13 protein-coding genes are annotated in these 16,753 nt (G+C 58.7%); 9 read left to right on the forward strand and 4 right to left on the reverse strand.

The genetic code is table 11. The features are described 5' to 3' along the window. The first annotated feature begins 8 nt into the window (after nt 1-8). The 8 genes from LJX93_RS12995 to LJX93_RS13030 all read left to right on the forward strand — a co-directional run bounded on the left by LJX93_RS12995 (nt 9) and on the right by LJX93_RS13030 (nt 11,232). Nucleotides 9-1,571: a PucR family transcriptional regulator gene (locus tag LJX93_RS12995; RefSeq protein ID WP_033697807.1), complete on the forward strand. Its 1,563-nt coding sequence runs from the start codon at nt 9-11 to the stop codon at nt 1,569-1,571. 125 nt (nt 1,572-1,696) lie between these two features. Continuing rightward, the gene (gene gabT / locus LJX93_RS13000) at nt 1,697-2,980 is read left to right on the forward strand and encodes a 4-aminobutyrate--2-oxoglutarate transaminase (RefSeq protein WP_033697808.1); all 1,284 of its coding nucleotides are present in this window, start codon (nt 1,697-1,699) and stop codon (nt 2,978-2,980) included. Between the two features lie 179 nt (nt 2,981-3,159). After that, nucleotides 3,160-4,572, forward strand: a complete 1,413-nt coding sequence (locus tag LJX93_RS13005; RefSeq protein ID WP_033697810.1) for an amino acid permease — start codon at nt 3,160-3,162, stop codon at nt 4,570-4,572. Nucleotides 4,573-4,642: 70 nt separating this feature from the next. Beyond that, entirely contained in the window at nt 4,643-6,118 is a 1,476-nt protein-coding gene (locus LJX93_RS13010; protein ID WP_033697811.1) for an NAD-dependent succinate-semialdehyde dehydrogenase, read from the forward strand. Between the two features lie 194 nt (nt 6,119-6,312). Beyond that, complete coding sequence (locus LJX93_RS13015; RefSeq protein ID WP_095064745.1) at nt 6,313-6,903, forward strand: hypothetical protein; 591 nt, start codon at nt 6,313-6,315, stop codon at nt 6,901-6,903. Next, nucleotides 6,900-7,892: a hypothetical protein gene (locus LJX93_RS13020; protein ID WP_047583711.1), complete on the forward strand. Its 993-nt coding sequence runs from the start codon at nt 6,900-6,902 to the stop codon at nt 7,890-7,892. The genes LJX93_RS13015 and LJX93_RS13020 overlap by 4 nt, the downstream gene beginning before the upstream one ends. A gap of 29 nt (nt 7,893-7,921) precedes the next feature. Then, nucleotides 7,922-9,547 carry a serine protease gene (locus LJX93_RS13025; RefSeq protein WP_227697276.1) on the forward strand — a complete coding sequence of 542 codons (1,626 nt, stop codon included), beginning with the start codon at nt 7,922-7,924 and terminating at the stop codon, nt 9,545-9,547. A 101-nt stretch (nt 9,548-9,648) separates the two neighbouring features. Next, on the forward strand, nt 9,649-11,232 hold the full coding sequence (locus tag LJX93_RS13030) for a toll/interleukin-1 receptor domain-containing protein (RefSeq protein WP_227697277.1): 1,584 nt from the start codon (nt 9,649-9,651) through the stop codon (nt 11,230-11,232). Between the two features lie 281 nt (nt 11,233-11,513). Here the strand turns inward: LJX93_RS13030 and LJX93_RS13035 are convergent, their stop codons facing one another. From LJX93_RS13035 to LJX93_RS13045, 3 genes are all read right to left on the reverse strand, one after another. Further along, entirely contained in the window at nt 11,514-12,305 is a 792-nt protein-coding gene (locus LJX93_RS13035; RefSeq protein ID WP_227697278.1) for an NYN domain-containing protein, read from the reverse strand. Nucleotides 12,306-12,461: 156 nt separating this feature from the next. After that, on the reverse strand, nt 12,462-13,088 hold the full coding sequence (locus LJX93_RS13040) for a histidine phosphatase family protein (protein WP_050506053.1): 627 nt from the start codon (nt 13,086-13,088) through the stop codon (nt 12,462-12,464). 51 nt (nt 13,089-13,139) lie between these two features. Next, entirely contained in the window at nt 13,140-14,087 is a 948-nt protein-coding gene (locus LJX93_RS13045) for an AraC family transcriptional regulator (protein ID WP_084213369.1), read from the reverse strand. 278 nt (nt 14,088-14,365) lie between these two features. Here LJX93_RS13045 and LJX93_RS13050 point away from each other — a divergent pair, with 278 nt between their 5' ends. Then, nucleotides 14,366-15,478 carry an MFS transporter gene (locus LJX93_RS13050; protein WP_227697304.1) on the forward strand — a complete coding sequence of 371 codons (1,113 nt, stop codon included), beginning with the start codon at nt 14,366-14,368 and terminating at the stop codon, nt 15,476-15,478. 184 nt (nt 15,479-15,662) lie between these two features. On the opposite strand, the gene LJX93_RS13055 is transcribed toward LJX93_RS13050, so the two are convergent. Next, nucleotides 15,663-16,670: a zinc-binding alcohol dehydrogenase family protein gene (locus tag LJX93_RS13055; RefSeq protein ID WP_227697279.1), complete on the reverse strand. Its 1,008-nt coding sequence runs from the start codon at nt 16,668-16,670 to the stop codon at nt 15,663-15,665. Nucleotides 16,671-16,753: the final 83 nt, after the last annotated feature.

Below are 16,753 nucleotides of genomic sequence, written 5' to 3' on the forward strand. Positions count from 1 at the left end.
GATAGGTCATGAAGCTCGACGCAGCGATAGGTAGCACTGTGCTTCGCGAGGCCACTGTGGTGGCCGGTGAAACAGCCATGGATCGCGAAATCACCTGGGTTCACATCGTCGATCACCCCGAGATCACCAATTGGTTGAAGCCTGGCGAGCTTCTGTTGACCACCGGCTACAACTGGCCAGTAGACGACGAAGAGTGCCGTGTGATGGTGCGCCGGCTGAGTGAAATCGGTTTGGCGGGGGTGGTACTGGCTGTTCCGCATTTTCGCGAGCATTTCACCCAGGCCGCCATTGACGAAGCGAACCGCTGCGACTTGCCACTGCTCGAGTTGCCGTGGGAGATCCAGTTCAGCGAGATCATGCACGATGTACTGGCCCGGATCATCAACATCCAGGCCGAGACCATTCGCCGCTCAGACCATATCCATCGCACGTTGACCGAGGCTGCCTTGGAAGGCAACAACCTGGAAGGCTTGGCCAAGGCGCTGAAATCCGCCCTGGACAAGCATGCAACCGTGGTCTCTGCGGATGGTACTGTTCTGGGGGCCTCCGACCCCGCGGTCGACGCGCTGGCCGAGCGCGCACTGATCAAGAAAATCACCGAACTGGATTCGCTCACGGGCTGTTTCGATACCACCACGGCAAAAGTCGTGACGCAGGGCGTGCAGCGCCCCAGGCTGGGCGGTGCCATCAGGCTTCGTGGAGAAGTGGTGGGCATTGTCTGGCTGCACGGCGAAGAAGGGGCGTTTGAGGAGCTGGAGTCTCGAGCGCTCGAACACGCCTCGGTGATTGCGGCGTTGCACCTTGCCTACCAGCGCCAGTTGTCCGACCAGGAGACTCGCTTAGGTTATGCATTCGTCGCTGGGTTGCTGGAGGGCAAGTTCTCTGCCACGCCAAGTGCCATAGAGCGGGCGCAAGTGTCGGGATGGGGCGAAAACAGGGACTACCGGGTTTGTCTGGTGTTGTTGAATGAACCTATCCCGTTGTCGGTGGAAGGCTTCAACCGACGCTCGCGAATTGCCGAGCGTATTGCCCAGTCGATGCAGGGCATGGGCATCGCGCCGCTCATGTCCGTCTCGCTGAACCAGGTCAGCTTCTTGCTCCCGGCAGAAAACGCCCCAGACGCCATCTGGAGGTCGGTACGCACAGAAGGTAGTGCGATGGCCGTCAGCCGCGTGCACAAGGGGGTGACGGGCATGGCTCAAGGGGCAGAGGACGTGCTGGCGCTGCTGCCTCTGCTCAAGCCCGGAAAGCTGCATGACTTCGACGAGGTGCTATTCCCTCGCGCCTTGATGGGGGACTCGGACGCCCGTCGCTTGCTGATGGAAAAGCTGATCGAGCCGCTCGGCAACCCCAAGCGCGGCAATGCCCTGATAGACACCGTACTGACCTTGGCCAGAGAAGGCTTTCAACTACTCAATACGGCCAAGGCACTGGATATTCATATCAGTACGCTGCGGTACCGGGTCGAGCGGATCGAGTCGATGCTGAATATCTCGCTCGACAATCCAGACGACAAGTTCAAATTGCAGGTAGCGGCTCAGATGTACGTGTTGGCAACGGATGATAAGTAAAAGCGTTGAATTGGCTTTTCCTGCTTTAAGCAGGATTAGTTTGCGCGCGCTTCCTACTTCCTGGTTGTAGTTGGAGGGAAAGGCAGTGGTTAGCATTAAAACACTGACACATAAAGGTGAATGCTATGTCCTCTCAACAAAAATTGTCTGTATCGGCGCGTGCCCAGCATGTTTCCAACGGTGTTGCAGTTGCTCACCCCATTACGGTGAGCCGCGCTGCGGGTGCCTACCTATGGGATGATCAAGGTAAGAAATACCTGGATTTCGTGGGTGGCATAGGCGTGTTGAACGTGGGGCACAATCACCCGCGTGTGGTCGAAGCGGTACGCAAGCAGTTGGACACCTTCTCGCATATCTGCTTCCAGGTTGCGGCTTACGACCAATACACCGATCTGGCTGCCAAGCTGAATAACCTGGTTGGCGGCCCAGAGCACTACAAGTCGGTGTTCCTGACCACCGGTGCCGAAGCGGTCGAGAACGCCATCAAGATCGCGCGGGGCTACACCAACCGCCCAGGTGTGATCGCATTCCGCGGCGGTTTCCACGGCCGTACCTTGATGGGCATGACCCTGACCGGCATGAGCCAGCCGTACCGCCAGAACTTCGGCCCTTACGCGCCGGACATCTACCACACCCCGTACCCGAACGAATACCGAGGCATCACCACCGAGAAAGCGCTGGTGGCCCTGCAGGAGGTGTTCGACACGCAGATCGCTGCTGATCGTGTTGCGGCAATCATCATCGAGCCAGTACAGGGTGACGGTGGCTTTATCGCAGCGCCCGTCGAGTTCATGCGTGCACTGCGCAAGAAAACCGAAGAACTGGGCATCGTGCTGATCTGCGATGAAATCCAGACCGGCTTTGGCCGTACCGGCAAAATGTTCGGCTTCGAGCACGCCGGCATCCAGCCTGACCTGGTAACCGTTGCCAAGAGCCTGGCCGGCGGCTTGCCGATCTCGGGCGTTGTCGGCCGTGCCCGAATCATGGATGCCCCGCAGCCAGGCGGCCTGGGCGGCACCTACGGTGGCAACCCACTGGGCTGCGCCGCTGCCCTGGAAGTGATCAAGATCTTCGAGTCCGAGAACCTGACCGAGCGTAGCCGCGCTATTGGTGCGCAACTGCTGGAAGGCTTCAAGCAACTTGAGGGCCGTTTCAACAGCATCGGCCACGTACGCGCCATTGGTGCCATGGCAGCGGTCGAGTTCGTTTCCAATCGCGACAGCAAAGAGCCGGATGCGGCGATGGCGCAGCGCGTGATTGACGCTGCCCGTGAAGAGGGCCTGCTGCTCATCAAATGTGGTGTGTACCGCAACGTGGTTCGCTTTATCTGCCCGTTGGTGATCACTGAGCAGGACGTTGCCAAGGCACTTGGCATGTTCGAGCGTGCACTGGTTGCCGCACAAGCCTGAGTCCGACTGCTTGCCGGTGCAGGGATTGAACGGATCATTCTGTTCACGTTCACCGACTTGAACTTGCCCCCTCCCTGCAGGGGGCTATCACACCGCAAGTTAATCAAACAGCGTGCCGGGAAGGGGGTTGGCGGCTTCTCGCGCGTCAATGTTTCCCGTCAATTAATAGAGGTGCCTCGATGATGAATACAAGTATAAGTATCGATAAACCGAACACCCATGACAGCCAACTCAAGGCGGGCTTGAAGTCTCGGCATCTGACAATGATGTCGATCGCAGGGGTCATTGGTGGCTCCTTGTTCGTAGGGTCGGGGAGTATCATTCACAGCGCGGGGCCAGCCGCCGTTCTGGCCTTTCTGGTTGGCGGCATTCTGATGATGCTGATCATGCGAATGCTGGGGGAAATGGCAACGTCATCGCCAGACACTGGGTCATTCTCGACCTACGCCGACCGCGCCATTGGTCGCTGGGCCGGTTTTACCATTGGGTGGCTGTACTGGGGTTACTGGGTCAGCCTGATGGCGTGGGAAGCATACGTTGCCGGAAAAATACTCAACGGCTGGTTTCCATCGATCAGCATCAATGTCTTTGTGCTGGCAACGACCCTGGTTTTGCTCAGTATCAACTTCTTCAATGTGAAGAACTACGGTGAATTCGAGTTCTGGTTCGCCTTGATCAAAGTGGTGGCGATCTTCTGCTTCCTGATTGTGTGCGGCCTGGCCGTGACCAACCTCTGGACGCTGGGGGAGGTGAGCGGCATCAGTAATCTGACCGCGCATGGCTTTATGCCAAACGGCATAGACCCCGTCGTCGGCGCAATGCTCGGGGTGATGTTTGCATTCCTGGGGGCCGAGATTGCGACGATTGCAGCGTCAGAGTCTGCAAACCCCTCGCAGCAGATCATCAAGACGACGAAGTCGGTTGTCTGGCGCGTAGGGCTGTTTTACGTGGGGTCGATTTTCCTGATTGTGTGCCTGGTGCCGTGGAATGACCCCATGCTGGGCGTGTCGGGCTATGGCTCGTACCGCCGGACACTGGAGCTGCTTGGGGTGCCTGGCGCAGAAGTGCTGATGAACTTCGTGGTGCTGACCTCGGTGAGCAGTTGCCTGATTTCTGCGCACTACACCGCCTCGCGCATGCTCTTCTCCTTGGCCACCCGCGGTGACGCACCTGCGTTCTTCAAGTTCACCAAGGCCGGAACGGGCATCCCGGTCTACGCGATTATTGGCTCGTGCCTGGTGGCTGTGATTCTGGCACTGATCAACTTTAGTGAGGCGCTGCGGCCCAAGGATGTACTGGATACGCTGATGAACATGACCGGCACTATTGCACTGCTGGTTTACCTGGTCATCGCCTGCTCTCAACTGAAGATGCGACGCAAACTGGAACTCAAAGGCAGTGACATCCCGTTGAAGATGTGGCTGTTCCCTTGGCTGACCTGGGCGGTGATCGTGTTCATCGTGGTTTGCCTGGGGGTGATGTCGTTCATGCCTGACTACCAGGTGCTGGTGGTGTCTACGGGCAGTGCAGGGCTCGCGTTGGTGCTAATCGGAATCGTGCATCAGATTCGATGCAATCGCTTAAAGCGATAGTTACAGGGCACGCGCGGTGTCGCGGCCTGTCGGCTTAGTTGCCAAGACTGCTACTCAAATTGGGGGTTTTATGAGCTTTAAACTGCAGCGCGACGCGTTGATGGTTACCAAGAATTACATTGCGGGTGAGTGGCAGGATGCAGTATCGGGCGCCACCCTGCCGGTCAATAACCCGGCGACTGGGGAGCCTGTTGCCTGGGTTGCAAATAGCGATGAAAAAGATGCGGAAGCTGCCATTGACGCGGCAGCCGCCGCTTTTGAAGCTTGGCGCGCCACGCCCGCCAAACAACGCGCTGTCATTTTGAAACGCTGGAATGACCTGATCATGGCGAACGCCGAGGATCTGGGCAAAATCATTTCCTCTGAGCAAGGCAAACCCCTTGCGGAAGCCATTGGTGAAATCGCTTACGCCGCCAGTTATGTCGAGTGGTTTGCAGAAGAAGCGACCCGCGCAAACGGCGACATCATTCCTCAGGCGGTGCGTGGCCGTAAAATGACAGCCTACTGGGAGCCTGTGGGTATCGTTGCTGCCATCACGCCCTGGAACTTCCCCGCCGCGATGATTGCCCGGAAAATCGCGCCTGCACTGGCTGCCGGTTGTACCGTTGTGTGCAAGCCCGCAGCAGAAACCCCACTCACTGCGTTGGCCTTGGTCAAGCTTGCGCAAGAGGCGGGCGTGCCGGCAGGTGTTCTGAATATCGTCAACACCCTCTCGTCAAAGACCGTTGCCGATGTGTGGCTGGACGATGCGCGCGTTCGTAAAATCACCTTCACCGGCTCGACCCCCGTGGGTAAGCACCTTGCCCACGAATCCTCCCGTACCCTGAAAAAACTGGCGTTGGAGCTGGGTGGTAACGCTCCGTTCATCGTGTTCGAAGATGCCGATGTCGATGCTGCGGTAGAAGGCTTGATGGTTGCCAAGTTCCGTAACGGCGGCCAAACCTGCGTGTGCCCCAACCGTGTCTACGTTCAGTCGAAGATCTACGGCAGGTTCCTGGAAAAACTGGCAGCCCGCGTAGCAGCCTTGGTCGTCGGCCCGGCGAGCGATCCGGCGTCGCAGATCGGCCCAATGATCAACGCCAAAGCCATCGCCAAAATCGAAGAGCATGTTAACGATGCCGTTGCCCGGGGCGCCCGAGTGCTGACCGGCGGCAAGCGCCTGTTCACCGAACAGCGCGCCGAGTCCACATACTACGCGCCAACCGTTCTGGCCGACGTAGACCGCGCTGCCAAGTGCTTCCATGAGGAAACCTTCGGGCCCGTCGCGCCGATCACTCAATTCGACACCGAGGAGGAAGTCATCAAGATGGCCAACGACTCGCCATTCGGGCTGGCAGCCTACTTCTATACCAACGACATGCGCCGTGTGCACCGCGTTACCGATGCGCTGGAGTGCGGCATTGTCGGAGTGAACGAAGGTGCGCTGGCTGCCGAAGCTGCGCCATTCGGCGGGGTGAAGGATTCGGGTTATGGCCGCGAAGGCTCCGTCCACGGCCTGGCGGAATACATGCACATCAAGTATGTGTGCCAGGGTGGCCTGGATTAATCCGCAAACGTGGCGCGTTAGTGTGTTCTGCGTTGGGCCTTCATTGCGAAGGCCTTAACCAGCTTGGTAAGTTGCAGAACTTTCGGTTTAGTGCTTTCGTCAAGTAATTGACCCATGCCGGTTTTCATCACGATCAAATTGAAACCGGCAGGCCTTGCCCCAGCGCACGGGGTTTTCGCCAAGAGATCCACTCCATGGACGCACAAGCAGCGGTCGACGGCATTCGTTCCCTCGGCGAGAAGCGAGTGGTGACCTTTCTGGGTTTTTCCGACGCGGGCTATGAGGATGAAGCTCGAGCCCAGGAGGTGTTGCTGGCAGAGCTCGCGACCTTCGACCCTCGGGATACCATCGTGTGCTCGGGTGCCACTGCGCAAGGCATTGGCATGGTCTATCCACTGGCACTGCGTAAAGGGTTTCGCACCGTAGGTATCGTCTCTTCGCGGGCGCGCGCCGAGGGGGTGCTGTTTTCCAAGGATTGCGAGCGTGTGTTCGTGGTGGACGACCCTACCTGGGGTGGCATGCAGCCCAATGAATATCTGTCCTCCACCTCACAGGCCATGGTCGATGCCAGTGACGTGATGATCGCCATCGGCGGCGGCGCGATCGCCCGCGACGAACTCGTAGCAGGCCACAGCAAAGGCAAACTCGTCCGTTTTCATCCTGCAGACATGAATCATGCTCGCGCCATGGCGAATGCCATCAAAGAAGGCGGGCCGGCCCCACGGTCGTTCTGCGGCGACGCCCAGGCGCTCTTCCAGTGCACAGGTGGGGAGGAAGGAGCATGAGGAAATATGCGGTCGTCTTTGTGCATGGGCTGGCAAAGAAGCCTTCGCCTGAAAAGCTTGAGGAAATCTGGCGTTGGGGGCTGGAGCGAGCGGACACGCCTGCACCTTTTCATGGCCAAAACCCAGGGATCGACCTCGACACCCAGGGCGTGCCAGGCCTGTTCAACTACTATGCGGACGTATTCTACGGCACCGATTACGAAACAGATCTCGATGCGTTTTATGAGTCCAGGGACGGTTCTGTCGTTGACCTGGGGAGCCTGCACCAGATAGCAGGCGAGCTTGCCATCCCGACGCCTGCCAATGAAAAAGAAGCAAGGTTCCTTGCTGAGGTGGAGCGCAAGATGCGCGAGGCGCCTTTCCCACCCGAGCCGCCGTGCCTTGTGGCCCATCCAGCTGCACAGCAACCTACACAATTGGAGATCGCCTCGTGGCTGCCGGGGCCCGTGAAGGAGGCCATCATCAAAAAGGCGGCGATGGAAGCGTATTACTTCCTGTTCAACAAGGACTATGCGCGGCCAGCCGATGGCGCGATCTTCAAGGTGCGTGACGAGCTGCGCCAGCGCCTGATCGACGACTTGAGAAAAGCGGCGGAGCAGGCCAACAAGCTGGTGCTGGTAACTCATAGCATGGGCACGATGATCGCCTACGACGTTCTGCGCAACTGCAAGCAATGCCCTCCGGTGGAGGTGCTGTTCACCCTTGGATCGCCGCTGGGCATCACCGAAGTGCAGGAGCAACTGCGGGCCGATGGGCTGCAACACGTCGATTTCCCACCTGGGCTCGGTCGATGGATCAACGTCTACGACCCCCTCGACCCCATCTGTGGTGCTGACCCGAGAATGGACGATTTTCGCCCCACGCAGGGGCGTAGGGTGGAGGATGTTAGAGAGAGCAACTGGGGAAACTGGCGCCATACCGTCACCCACTATTTCGCCGGCAGGCAGTTCCGCTCATTGCTGATGCATACCCTCGGGATATCACGCTGATGTCGCCCATGTCAGCGGGTGAACTCGCCATGGCCCTGAAACGCGGCGAGTTTCCCAACCCGCCGTTGCAGTTGCTGACGCACGCTGTGCATTTGCTCGCGGACGAGGTGCTCGATGGCAAGCAGGCTTCGCGCAAAAGCGTCCGCGAGGCCATGGACCTGCTGCGCAGGCACCGCCATTTCGAACATGTGCACGAGCTAGGCGTCGCCTGGCACGATACCTTCGGTTGCGACGCCATGATCCAGCGCCTGCTCGCCCAGGCGAAGGTGGAGCTTGGCGCACTGGAAGGGGCCGACGATCTGCTCGATGAAGCCGGCCAAATGGCGATCAGGCACCCGACAGACCTGGAGTACCAGGCAGAGGAGAAGGACTACAACGCGTTGCGCGGGCGTATCCGCAAGCAACGGTTTGTGTTGACGGACAATGTGAACGTACTCGCCGAGTCAATCGCTTACTACCAGAAGAAGCAGCTAGCGCAACCAAGCTTCTTCCTCGACGTGAATGTACTGGCGCTGCGGGTACGCCTGCACGATCGGATAGCACAGCCGATCCAAGTACTCATCGAGTTGGCCCACGATGTTTTGAAGCAGGCAACCGTCGCTATACGAACCAAGCCTGCCGACCCATGGGCGCTGGCAACTGCGTCCGAAGCGTGCCTTGCCTTGAGCCGCTTCCTGCCGGACGAGAGCTGGTGCGACTGGGCCGAATTGTGGTTGTACCGGTTCTTGGCGCACCCGAAATGCGGCCCGTTCGAGATCGAGAGCTATTTTCGCCAGGTGCGCGAAATCTGGAGTGGAGCCCCACTGGACGAATCCACGTGTGCGGGGCGCTTGGTCAGGATCTTTGAACGGCACATGCTGCGCACTCAGCGCCGTTGGTCCGTGGACGCCCGTCAGTTGCAATGGCTTCAACAAAATCCCGAAGAGCTCGAAAAGAACTTTTGCGGTGAAAAGTCGTTCACGGTTGCCGACATCCGCAAGATGCTCGCGCTCGCACCTAACATCGGTTGCGTGACGAACGACAAAGGGGTGCGTATGGGCACCGGTTTCCTGGTGCAGGGTTCAGCTTTCGGCGATGACGGCTTGCTGTTCATCACCAATGCCCATGTGATCAGCGATACCTTGACCAAAGCGATACGCGGCAGCGATGCACGCGTCACCTTCGAGACGGAGGCAGACGGCAGCATGCCCCCCTGTCTGGTGCAAGCGATCCTGTTCAATTCGGAGCCAGGGCAACTGGGTAACGTGAAGGAGGCGCCGGGTAAGCTGGATGTTACCGTCTGCCGCCTGAGCCGCACGCCAAACGGTGCTGCTGGCCTGCCGGTGGCACCGACTGTCCCTTGGCCCTCACCGCGAACCAAAGCTTTCGTCGTCGGCCACCCGCGAGCCGGCGAACTGCAGTTCTCGCTTCAAGACAGCGTGCTGCTCGACGTCTGCGGCAACGAGCGGCTGATGCACTACCGCACGCCGACCGACCCGGGTAGTTCCGGCAGCCCGGTGTTCAACAGAGACTGGGAAGTCATAGCGCTGCATCACGCGGGCTCGCAGACATGCCCGCGTTTGTCAGGCTCAGGCTTCTATGAAGCGAATGAAGGCATCACGCTGCAGGCGATCCGACAGCATTGGAAAGGCATGGCAACTGATTTGCTTGGATAAACCGCTACGACTAGCGTGTGGGTTATTCAGCTCATGCCGTGCCATGCGTTTACATCAGTCACCCGGTGGACGCTACCCAGGCATTGGGTAGGGAGGCTTAGATGGCATCGATCTTCATCAGCTATCGTCGCAAAGACTATACGGCCGGAGTCAGCACCCTCGAGCAGCACCTGCGCGGTTATTTCGGGCAAGCGTCAGTTGTGCTCGATCAGGATGGCTTTCTCGGCGGCACGGACTGGCAAGCGGAGATGAGGGCAGCGGTCATACAAAGCAGTGTGGTTATTTGCGCAGTGGGTGATAGCTGGAGCGAACCGTCGTTGCGCAAATGCGGCCCGGACCACCTGCATGAAGAACTCAATATTGCCCGTAGTCTTGGCAAGCCCATTATTCCCGTAGTGGTTGGCAGCGGCGCGGGGAAATCAGCCCTGACCCAGCTACCCGCAGCCATTGCCTGGCTCACAAAACTGCATGCGGTCGACTGCACAGGGCCTGAGCTGGGGCGAATCAAGGCGCTCGAACGTGCCATCGGCAGCAATGTCCTGGCCGCTACAGGGGCAGGAGGGGCGTCGATCGGGGCGATGGTTGCCGATCTTTTCTACAGCCTCCTGTACCCAGTGAGTGCAGGGGGCATTGCATTACGAGGTACGGCATCAGGCATGACATCGGCTTTGCTTGGGGTCAGCTTCTCGGCAGTTGGCCTGCTGATGCTGTCCATGGTGCTGAGGGAGGACTTCGATGCACTGGCGCCTTTGGGTAAAATCCTCGGAGTGGTTGTCATCTTTGTTGGCCTGGTATACGGGCTTGCATCGTTGATTACCCGCTTTGGGCCTGCCAGGGCCCACCCTCGTGGGCGATTTACATACGCGTTGAGATTCTGTGCAGCCATCATCACGTGCGGGGTCCTTTACTTCACAGTATGGGTCAGCTTTTTGCCGGATGGCTTCTTCACGCAAATGATGAACGCGCTGGAGGAGGGCGGTGCAGCGGAATTGAAGACAGCAGAGGAGATCAACAACTTTCCTCCTCATTTGATGGTTGTGATGGGCGTGTTCAATCTTGGCTTGATCTTCCATCTGCTCTATATCACTTGGGGCTTTGTTCGCAGCATTGCGGCGGTGGTGAGAACAGGCCGGCTGCCTGCATTCCTGTTGTTCGTATCGTTGATAATGGCAATAGGCATCATGGGCTGGATCAGTTACTCGATGAGCGCCGAAACGCCTGCGCCGAGCAAGAAACCGGTTCGGATAGCGGGTCAAATGCCACGCGAGTTTTCATTTTCGAATGGTTCCGACAAGCTGACCGTAGCGGGCACCGAGTTGATGCCCATGAAAATCCGAGCCAGCGGAAACATGCGGTTCGAGAACAATATCGTGATTCTGGACTTCAAAGAGTTGGTGGTCGAAAACCGCACCGACGCATCAGTCATCGTGGACCGTATTCACTTTACGCTGGGACGGCGTGTGGACGGAAAGTTCTCATGGACTGATCCCGTCCCCTTCAGTAACGAGGTCGCGTTCGGCGCGATTGATGGGCATGGCGAGCGTCGCCTTGAGGACTTTACCCTGCGAGCACGACTGCATCCCACAATGAAGCCTGGAGAAACCGTGCTGACAGTCTGGGTGACTATTAACGGTAAAGCCGAGCAACCGATTGGCGATGGTAGTGACGCGATCTTGCGTTGGTGAAAGGTGGGTGCTGCGGAGCCTTACCTTTGTCATCGAGCGCCCCTTCAAGCCGCCCTGTGACCCTCTGCGGTCCCTTGTAGGAGCGGCCTTGCCGGGGCGCCGGACCGGTCGGAAAGGGGCGCGCAGCGGCCCCAGATTGGTGCGTCACCGCTGATAGTGCCGGGGCTGCTTTGCAGCCCTTTCGCGACGCAAGGCCGCTCCTACAACGGGCGTCGTTCGCCAAGGTGCGGAAGGCGCCCAGCTCGCCGGCTTCGAAACAGGACCTCCTGATTACAATGGCATCACTTGCTGGGTGGCTTGTGCCGGGCGTACATCGCGGTACCCCCAGCAGATGCACCACGAGCCTGCAGTTCGAACGTTTGCGGGTATGCCTTGATCAGGTCGCTCAGCTTCTTGAAACCATGGGTACGCGGGTCAAACTCCGGGCGAAGCTTCGAGATGTTCGTACCCAGCACACTTAAATGTGCCCAGCCATCCTCATCAGCAATATCGTCCAGAATCTTGGTAATGAAACCGATGGGCGCCTTGGGCTTCTTGGGCTTTTCTGCCGCCACCGGTTTTGCATCGGGCGTCACTGACGACTCGACAGACGCCTCGGCATTGGGCGACTGAGCGGCTTCGTCACGCAGCAATTCGATGTAGATGAACTTGTCGCAAGCGGCCACAGAGGGCTTGGGCGTTTTTTCCTCACCAAACCCGTAAACCGTCAAGCCTTCCTCCCGCAGCCGTGACGCGAGGCGTGTGAAGTCGCTGTCGCTGGACACCAGGCAAAAGCCATTGAAGCGCCGGGTGTAGAGCAAATCCATGGCGTCGATGATGAGCGAGCTGTCGGTGGCGTTCTTGCCCTTGGTGTAGGCAAATTGCTGAATGGGTTGGATCGAATGGTCGAGCAGCACTTTTTTCCAGCCCCCCAGTTGCGGGCCAGTCCAGTCACCGTATATACGCTTGACGCTGGCGACACCGTACTTGGCGATCTCTTCGAAAAGCCCCTCGACGATCGCGGCTGGCGCATTGTCGGCGTCAATCAGTACTGCGAGGTGTTTTTGCGTGGTGGTAGAACTGTGTGTGGCCATGGTCATCCTTGGGGTATGAAAAGAAGCTGTTCTCAGTCATTCTGGCTGCATTCGGGCGCCAACTGCCGCTGGCCAGGTAGTGTGGTCGAGCATGTAGGGCTTCCTGCTGAGATAACGCCACATAACGCCGCAGCCTAATCGCTTTTCGCGACTCGGTCATACAAAGGCGCGCCGGGCCGTACAGGATGGTTTTTCGGCATTGAGTACCAGCTCCAGTCCCCAGCCATTTTGAATGTGGTTCGCGATCTCAAATTCGCGCCAGTCAGTCATTGCCTGGCCATCGATCATGCGTGGTTCACACTCGATCAGCCAAGCCACGGCATTGAGGAACTGACCATGGGAAAACACCAGAATGTCTTCTGCAGGGTGCAGGGCTAGGCGATCCAAGAACGACCGCGCGCGCTCAATAAATGCGAGGAACGACTCTGCGCCTTCTCCGTCGACGTGGGACGGATCAGCTTTAGCCCAATACAGGTCGACCCAAGCTTTTCGTTGAGCAACCGTAGTGTTCACGCAATTCGCAGGCGCGAGGTAGGTGAATTCTTCGATGGGCCAAGTCTCGCAGGTAACGTTGGGGAACATTGAGCTCGTCGCGTCCGCGGTTGCTTGAGCGCGTGAAAAGGGTGACGCAACGATCAATCCAGGCGCCTTGCTGATTGACCTGGCTACGCGCGCTGCTTGATCGCGGCCCTTATCAGTCAATGGGATGGTCGCATGATCCAGGGTGGCCGCGCCGGCATTCGCCGCGCTTTCTCCATGACGTATGAGGCGGACGATCTTCATTTTACCTGTGGAGTACAAATGTTCTCCTCCTTGTAGATGAGTGCTCAAGGTTCAGGGCAGGCTGGGCGTGGTGGCGCCTGATCGTTCCGCACCTAGGCGCAACCCTGTGATGTCGCGCTTTGGCGGCGTGCCGAACTGCCGTCCATACTCGCGGCTGAACTGCGAGGGGCTTTCGTAGCCGACTTTGAAGGCAGCGGTGGCGGCATCCAGATGCTCGTTGAGCATCAACCGTTTCGCCTCGTTCAACCTCAACCATTTCTGGTACTGCAGCGGGCTCATCGCGGTGAGCTGGCGGAAGTGATGATGGAAGGTCGAGAGCCCCATTTGCACCTGGGAGGCCAGCTCGTCCACCCGCAGCGGGGCGGCGTAGTTCAGCTTCATCCAGTCGATGGCCTTGGCTATTCGGTGCCCCTTGCTGCCCACGGAGGCGATGTAGCGCAGGAGAGGGGCCTGATCGCTGAGTAATAGCCGGTAGTGGATTTCTCGCTGAATGAGCGGCCAGAGCGTAGGGATCGCATCGGGCTCTTCCAGCAACTCGATCAGGCGGGTGAAACTCTGCAGCAGCTTCGGGCTGAGCTCACCCACTCCAGCGCTGGTATGAAAGGCCTGACCGCTCAAGGGAAGACGACCGTCTTGCGCGATCAGTTCCGCCAGCGTGCGCAGGTCGAGCCTGAACACCAGGCCCAGACAGGGGGCTGCCTCGCTGGCCATCGTCACCGCCGAGTTGGCGGGGATATTCAGTGAGGTGACGAGGAAGCGGCTCGTGTCGTAGGGGAACACGTCGCTGCCAATGACCATTTCTTTGGCGCCCTGGGCGACCAGCACGATGCTCGGCTCAACGATGCACGTGATCGGCGGGGCCGGTGCATGACGTCGGTAGACGCCGAGCGCTGCAATGCGCGTCGCGAAATCGCCAGCGGTAGGCGCATGGGCGCTGATGACCCTGCACAGCGTGGCCATTGGGTTAGAGGGAGAGGGCGGTTGTGTGCTGGCGTTCATGGGAAGCATCCGATGATCTCGTGGGAAAACACTACGCGTTTGCTGCCTGAGATGTCCATGCCCGGTCAGCACGGGTTGGAGATTTAGGCAAGAAAACTAGCCATTTGCTCTACTGGTAGGCCGGTTTACGCGAGGAAGATGGCAGTTCATTCACTGCGGGAGCCGCGGACATGCCCCATGGAGCGAACAATTTGTACAAGCGTGAGCCGGTTTCGCTCGAACGGGATTCACTACCCCTTCAGCATTCAAGCCGCCAGGTCTGGAGTGCTGTGCTGGCGATGTCACTCTGTGCCTTCGCCCTGGTAGCGTCTGAGTTTCTGCCAGTGAGCTTGCTCACCCCCATTGCATCCGATTTGTCGCTGACTGAAGGCCAGGCCGGGCAGGCCATTTCAATCTCGGGCTTCTTTGCCGTGATCACTAGCCTGTTGCTGGCCACCCTGACCCAGGGCATCGATCGCAAGCCTGTGCTACTGGCCACAACCGCGCTGATGCTGATTTCCGGAGGGATGGTGGCATACGCCCCGAACTACCTGACGTTGATGGTGGGGCGAGCCGTGCTCGGGATTGCCATCGGTGGTTACTGGTCGATGTCCACAGCGGTGATGATGCGCATCGCACCCGAAGCGCTCGTTCCCAAGGCCATTGCCGTGATGCAGGGCGGTACCGCATTGGCCACGGCAGTCGCGGCTCCGATCGGGAGTTATTTGGGCGGCATCATTGGCTGGAGAGGGGCATTTTTGTGTGTGGTGCCGTTGGCCGCGTTGGCGTTGATCTGGCAAGCCTTCACGCTGCCGGCAATGCCGAGTGAGCGGACCAAGTTATCGGCCACCGGCTCGCTGCGCTTGCTGGGAGACAGCAGGGTCGCGCTCGGCATGGCCGCCGTTGCCTTCCTCTTCATGGGGCAGTTCACACTGTTCACTTATCTGCGGCCCTTCCTGGAAACGGTCACGCAGGTGGATGTGGCTACGCTCTCGCTGCTCCTGCTGATCATTGGCGCCGCAGGATTGGTAGGCACTGTGTTGGTGGGCCCCCTCGTTGCACGTCATCTTAATCGGGTGCTGATGGGGATACCCTTGATCATGACCGCCATTGCATTCGCCGTGATTGCGGTGGGTAGCTGGGTCGTTCCAGTCGCCGTTCTGCTGGGTTTCTGGGGGCTGATCGCTACCTGTGCTCCCGTGGGATGGTTTACTTGGTTGGCCAGGGCACTGCCGCGCGATGCTGAAGCCGGGGGTGGCCTGATGGTCGCGGTGATTCAGTTGGCTATTACTGCAGGGGCAACGGTAGGCGGCGTGCTGTACGACGGGATGGGCTATCAAGCTACGTTCGTAGCCAGCGGAGTATTTTTGCTTGTTGCAGCTGTGCTGAGCGCTATGACCCGTCGCAAGTAAGCCAGTACTGGCTAAATGCCGGTGAGATTTTGCGGGCAAAAGAAAGCCCGCTGCTAGGCGGGCAAGGTCTATCACACGTAGGGATAGCTTCAGGTTCTCTCAAACCACGTGAAAATTGAGTGAAAGAAACGTTCTCATGATGTGATGGCCGCATCTTAAAGATGAGGGCAGACCGGTGTAGCCATCAAAAGGCTTCCAGGACAATCTTGCCGCGTGCCTTGCCACTTTCGATTACGGCGTGCGCGCGCTTGAGATTATCGGCGTTGATCGTGCCGAAGTGCTCACCCACGGTGGTTTTGAGTACACCGTCATCGATCAGCTTTGAAACACGCTCGAGCAATTGGTGCTGCTTGATCATGTCCTCGGTTTTGTACAACGAACGTGTGAACATCAGCTCCCAGTGCAGTGACAGCGACTTGCGTTTGAGTGGCATTACATCCAGCTGTGCGGGGTCGTCGATCAGCGCCAGTTTGCCTTGTGGACGAAGCACTTCCACCAACTGCGCAAGGTAGGTGTCGGTGTGCGTCAGGCTGATCACATAATCGACCGTATCGAGCCCGAGCGCTTGCAACTGAGGCGCGATCGGCTTGGAGTGGTCGATGACATGATGGGCACCCAGTTCCTTGACCCACGCCTGGGTCTCAGGCCTTGAGGCGGTGCCGATGACGGTCAGCTGCGTGAGCTTGCTGGCCAGCTGAACCAAAATCGAACCCACCCCGCCAGCCGCGCCGATAACCAAAAGGCTTTGGCCTTTACCTGCATTTTCGACAACGCCCAAGCGGTCAAACAGCAGCTCCCACGCGGTAATCGAGGTCAGGGGGAGGGCAGCGGCACTCGCATTATCCAAGCTGCGAGGCTTGTGCCCGACGATGCGTTCATCCACTACGTGAAGCTCACTGTAGGTGCCCGGGCGGTCGATAGCACCGGCGTAGAAAACCTCATCGCCCGGTTGGAACAACGTCACTTCAGCACCTACCTCACGGACGACGCCGACGGCATCCCAGCCCAGCACCTGTGGTTGCTCACCGCCACGGCTTGCACGGATCTTCGTATCAACCGGGTTGACGGCGATAGCCTTGACCTCGACAAGGAGGTCCCGGGCACCGGGTGTCGGGGTGGGCAGCTCCGTGTCGTACAGCGATTGAGGGTTTTGGATCGGCAAACCGGGTTGGGTGTAGACGACGGCCTTCATTGGTTTGACTCTCTGATTGAATGTGGGTTAAGGCTAGACGTTTCGATTCACTCAAGAAATAGCCTGAATGGAGTAAGACTTTG

Source organism: Pseudomonas sp. HN2-3 (genome assembly GCF_020691745.1).
GTDB classification, from domain to species: Bacteria; Pseudomonadota; Gammaproteobacteria; order Pseudomonadales; family Pseudomonadaceae; genus Aquipseudomonas; species Aquipseudomonas capeferrum.

What these genes read in the sequence shown, in the direction of transcription:
- LJX93_RS12995 (WP_033697807.1), top strand. Translation starts at nt 9, where the DNA reads ATGAAGCTCGACGCAGCGATAGGTAGCACTGTGCTTCGCGAGGCCACT.
- gabT (WP_033697808.1), top strand. Translation starts at nt 1,697, where the DNA reads ATGTCCTCTCAACAAAAATTGTCTGTATCGGCGCGTGCCCAGCATGTT.
- LJX93_RS13005 (WP_033697810.1), top strand. Translation starts at nt 3,160, where the DNA reads ATGATGAATACAAGTATAAGTATCGATAAACCGAACACCCATGACAGC.
- LJX93_RS13010 (WP_033697811.1), top strand. Translation starts at nt 4,643, where the DNA reads ATGAGCTTTAAACTGCAGCGCGACGCGTTGATGGTTACCAAGAATTAC.
- LJX93_RS13015 (WP_095064745.1), top strand. Translation starts at nt 6,313, where the DNA reads ATGGACGCACAAGCAGCGGTCGACGGCATTCGTTCCCTCGGCGAGAAG.
- LJX93_RS13020 (WP_047583711.1), top strand. Translation starts at nt 6,900, where the DNA reads ATGAGGAAATATGCGGTCGTCTTTGTGCATGGGCTGGCAAAGAAGCCT.
- LJX93_RS13025 (WP_227697276.1), top strand. Translation starts at nt 7,922, where the DNA reads ATGGCCCTGAAACGCGGCGAGTTTCCCAACCCGCCGTTGCAGTTGCTG.
- LJX93_RS13030 (WP_227697277.1), top strand. Translation starts at nt 9,649, where the DNA reads ATGGCATCGATCTTCATCAGCTATCGTCGCAAAGACTATACGGCCGGA.
- LJX93_RS13035 (WP_227697278.1), bottom strand. Translation starts at nt 12,305, where the DNA reads ATGGCCACACACAGTTCTACCACCACGCAAAAACACCTCGCAGTACTG.
- LJX93_RS13040 (WP_050506053.1), bottom strand. Translation starts at nt 13,088, where the DNA reads ATGAAGATCGTCCGCCTCATACGTCATGGAGAAAGCGCGGCGAATGCC.
- LJX93_RS13045 (WP_084213369.1), bottom strand. Translation starts at nt 14,087, where the DNA reads ATGAACGCCAGCACACAACCGCCCTCTCCCTCTAACCCAATGGCCACG.
- LJX93_RS13050 (WP_227697304.1), top strand. Translation starts at nt 14,366, where the DNA reads ATGTCACTCTGTGCCTTCGCCCTGGTAGCGTCTGAGTTTCTGCCAGTG.
- LJX93_RS13055 (WP_227697279.1), bottom strand. Translation starts at nt 16,670, where the DNA reads ATGAAGGCCGTCGTCTACACCCAACCCGGTTTGCCGATCCAAAACCCT.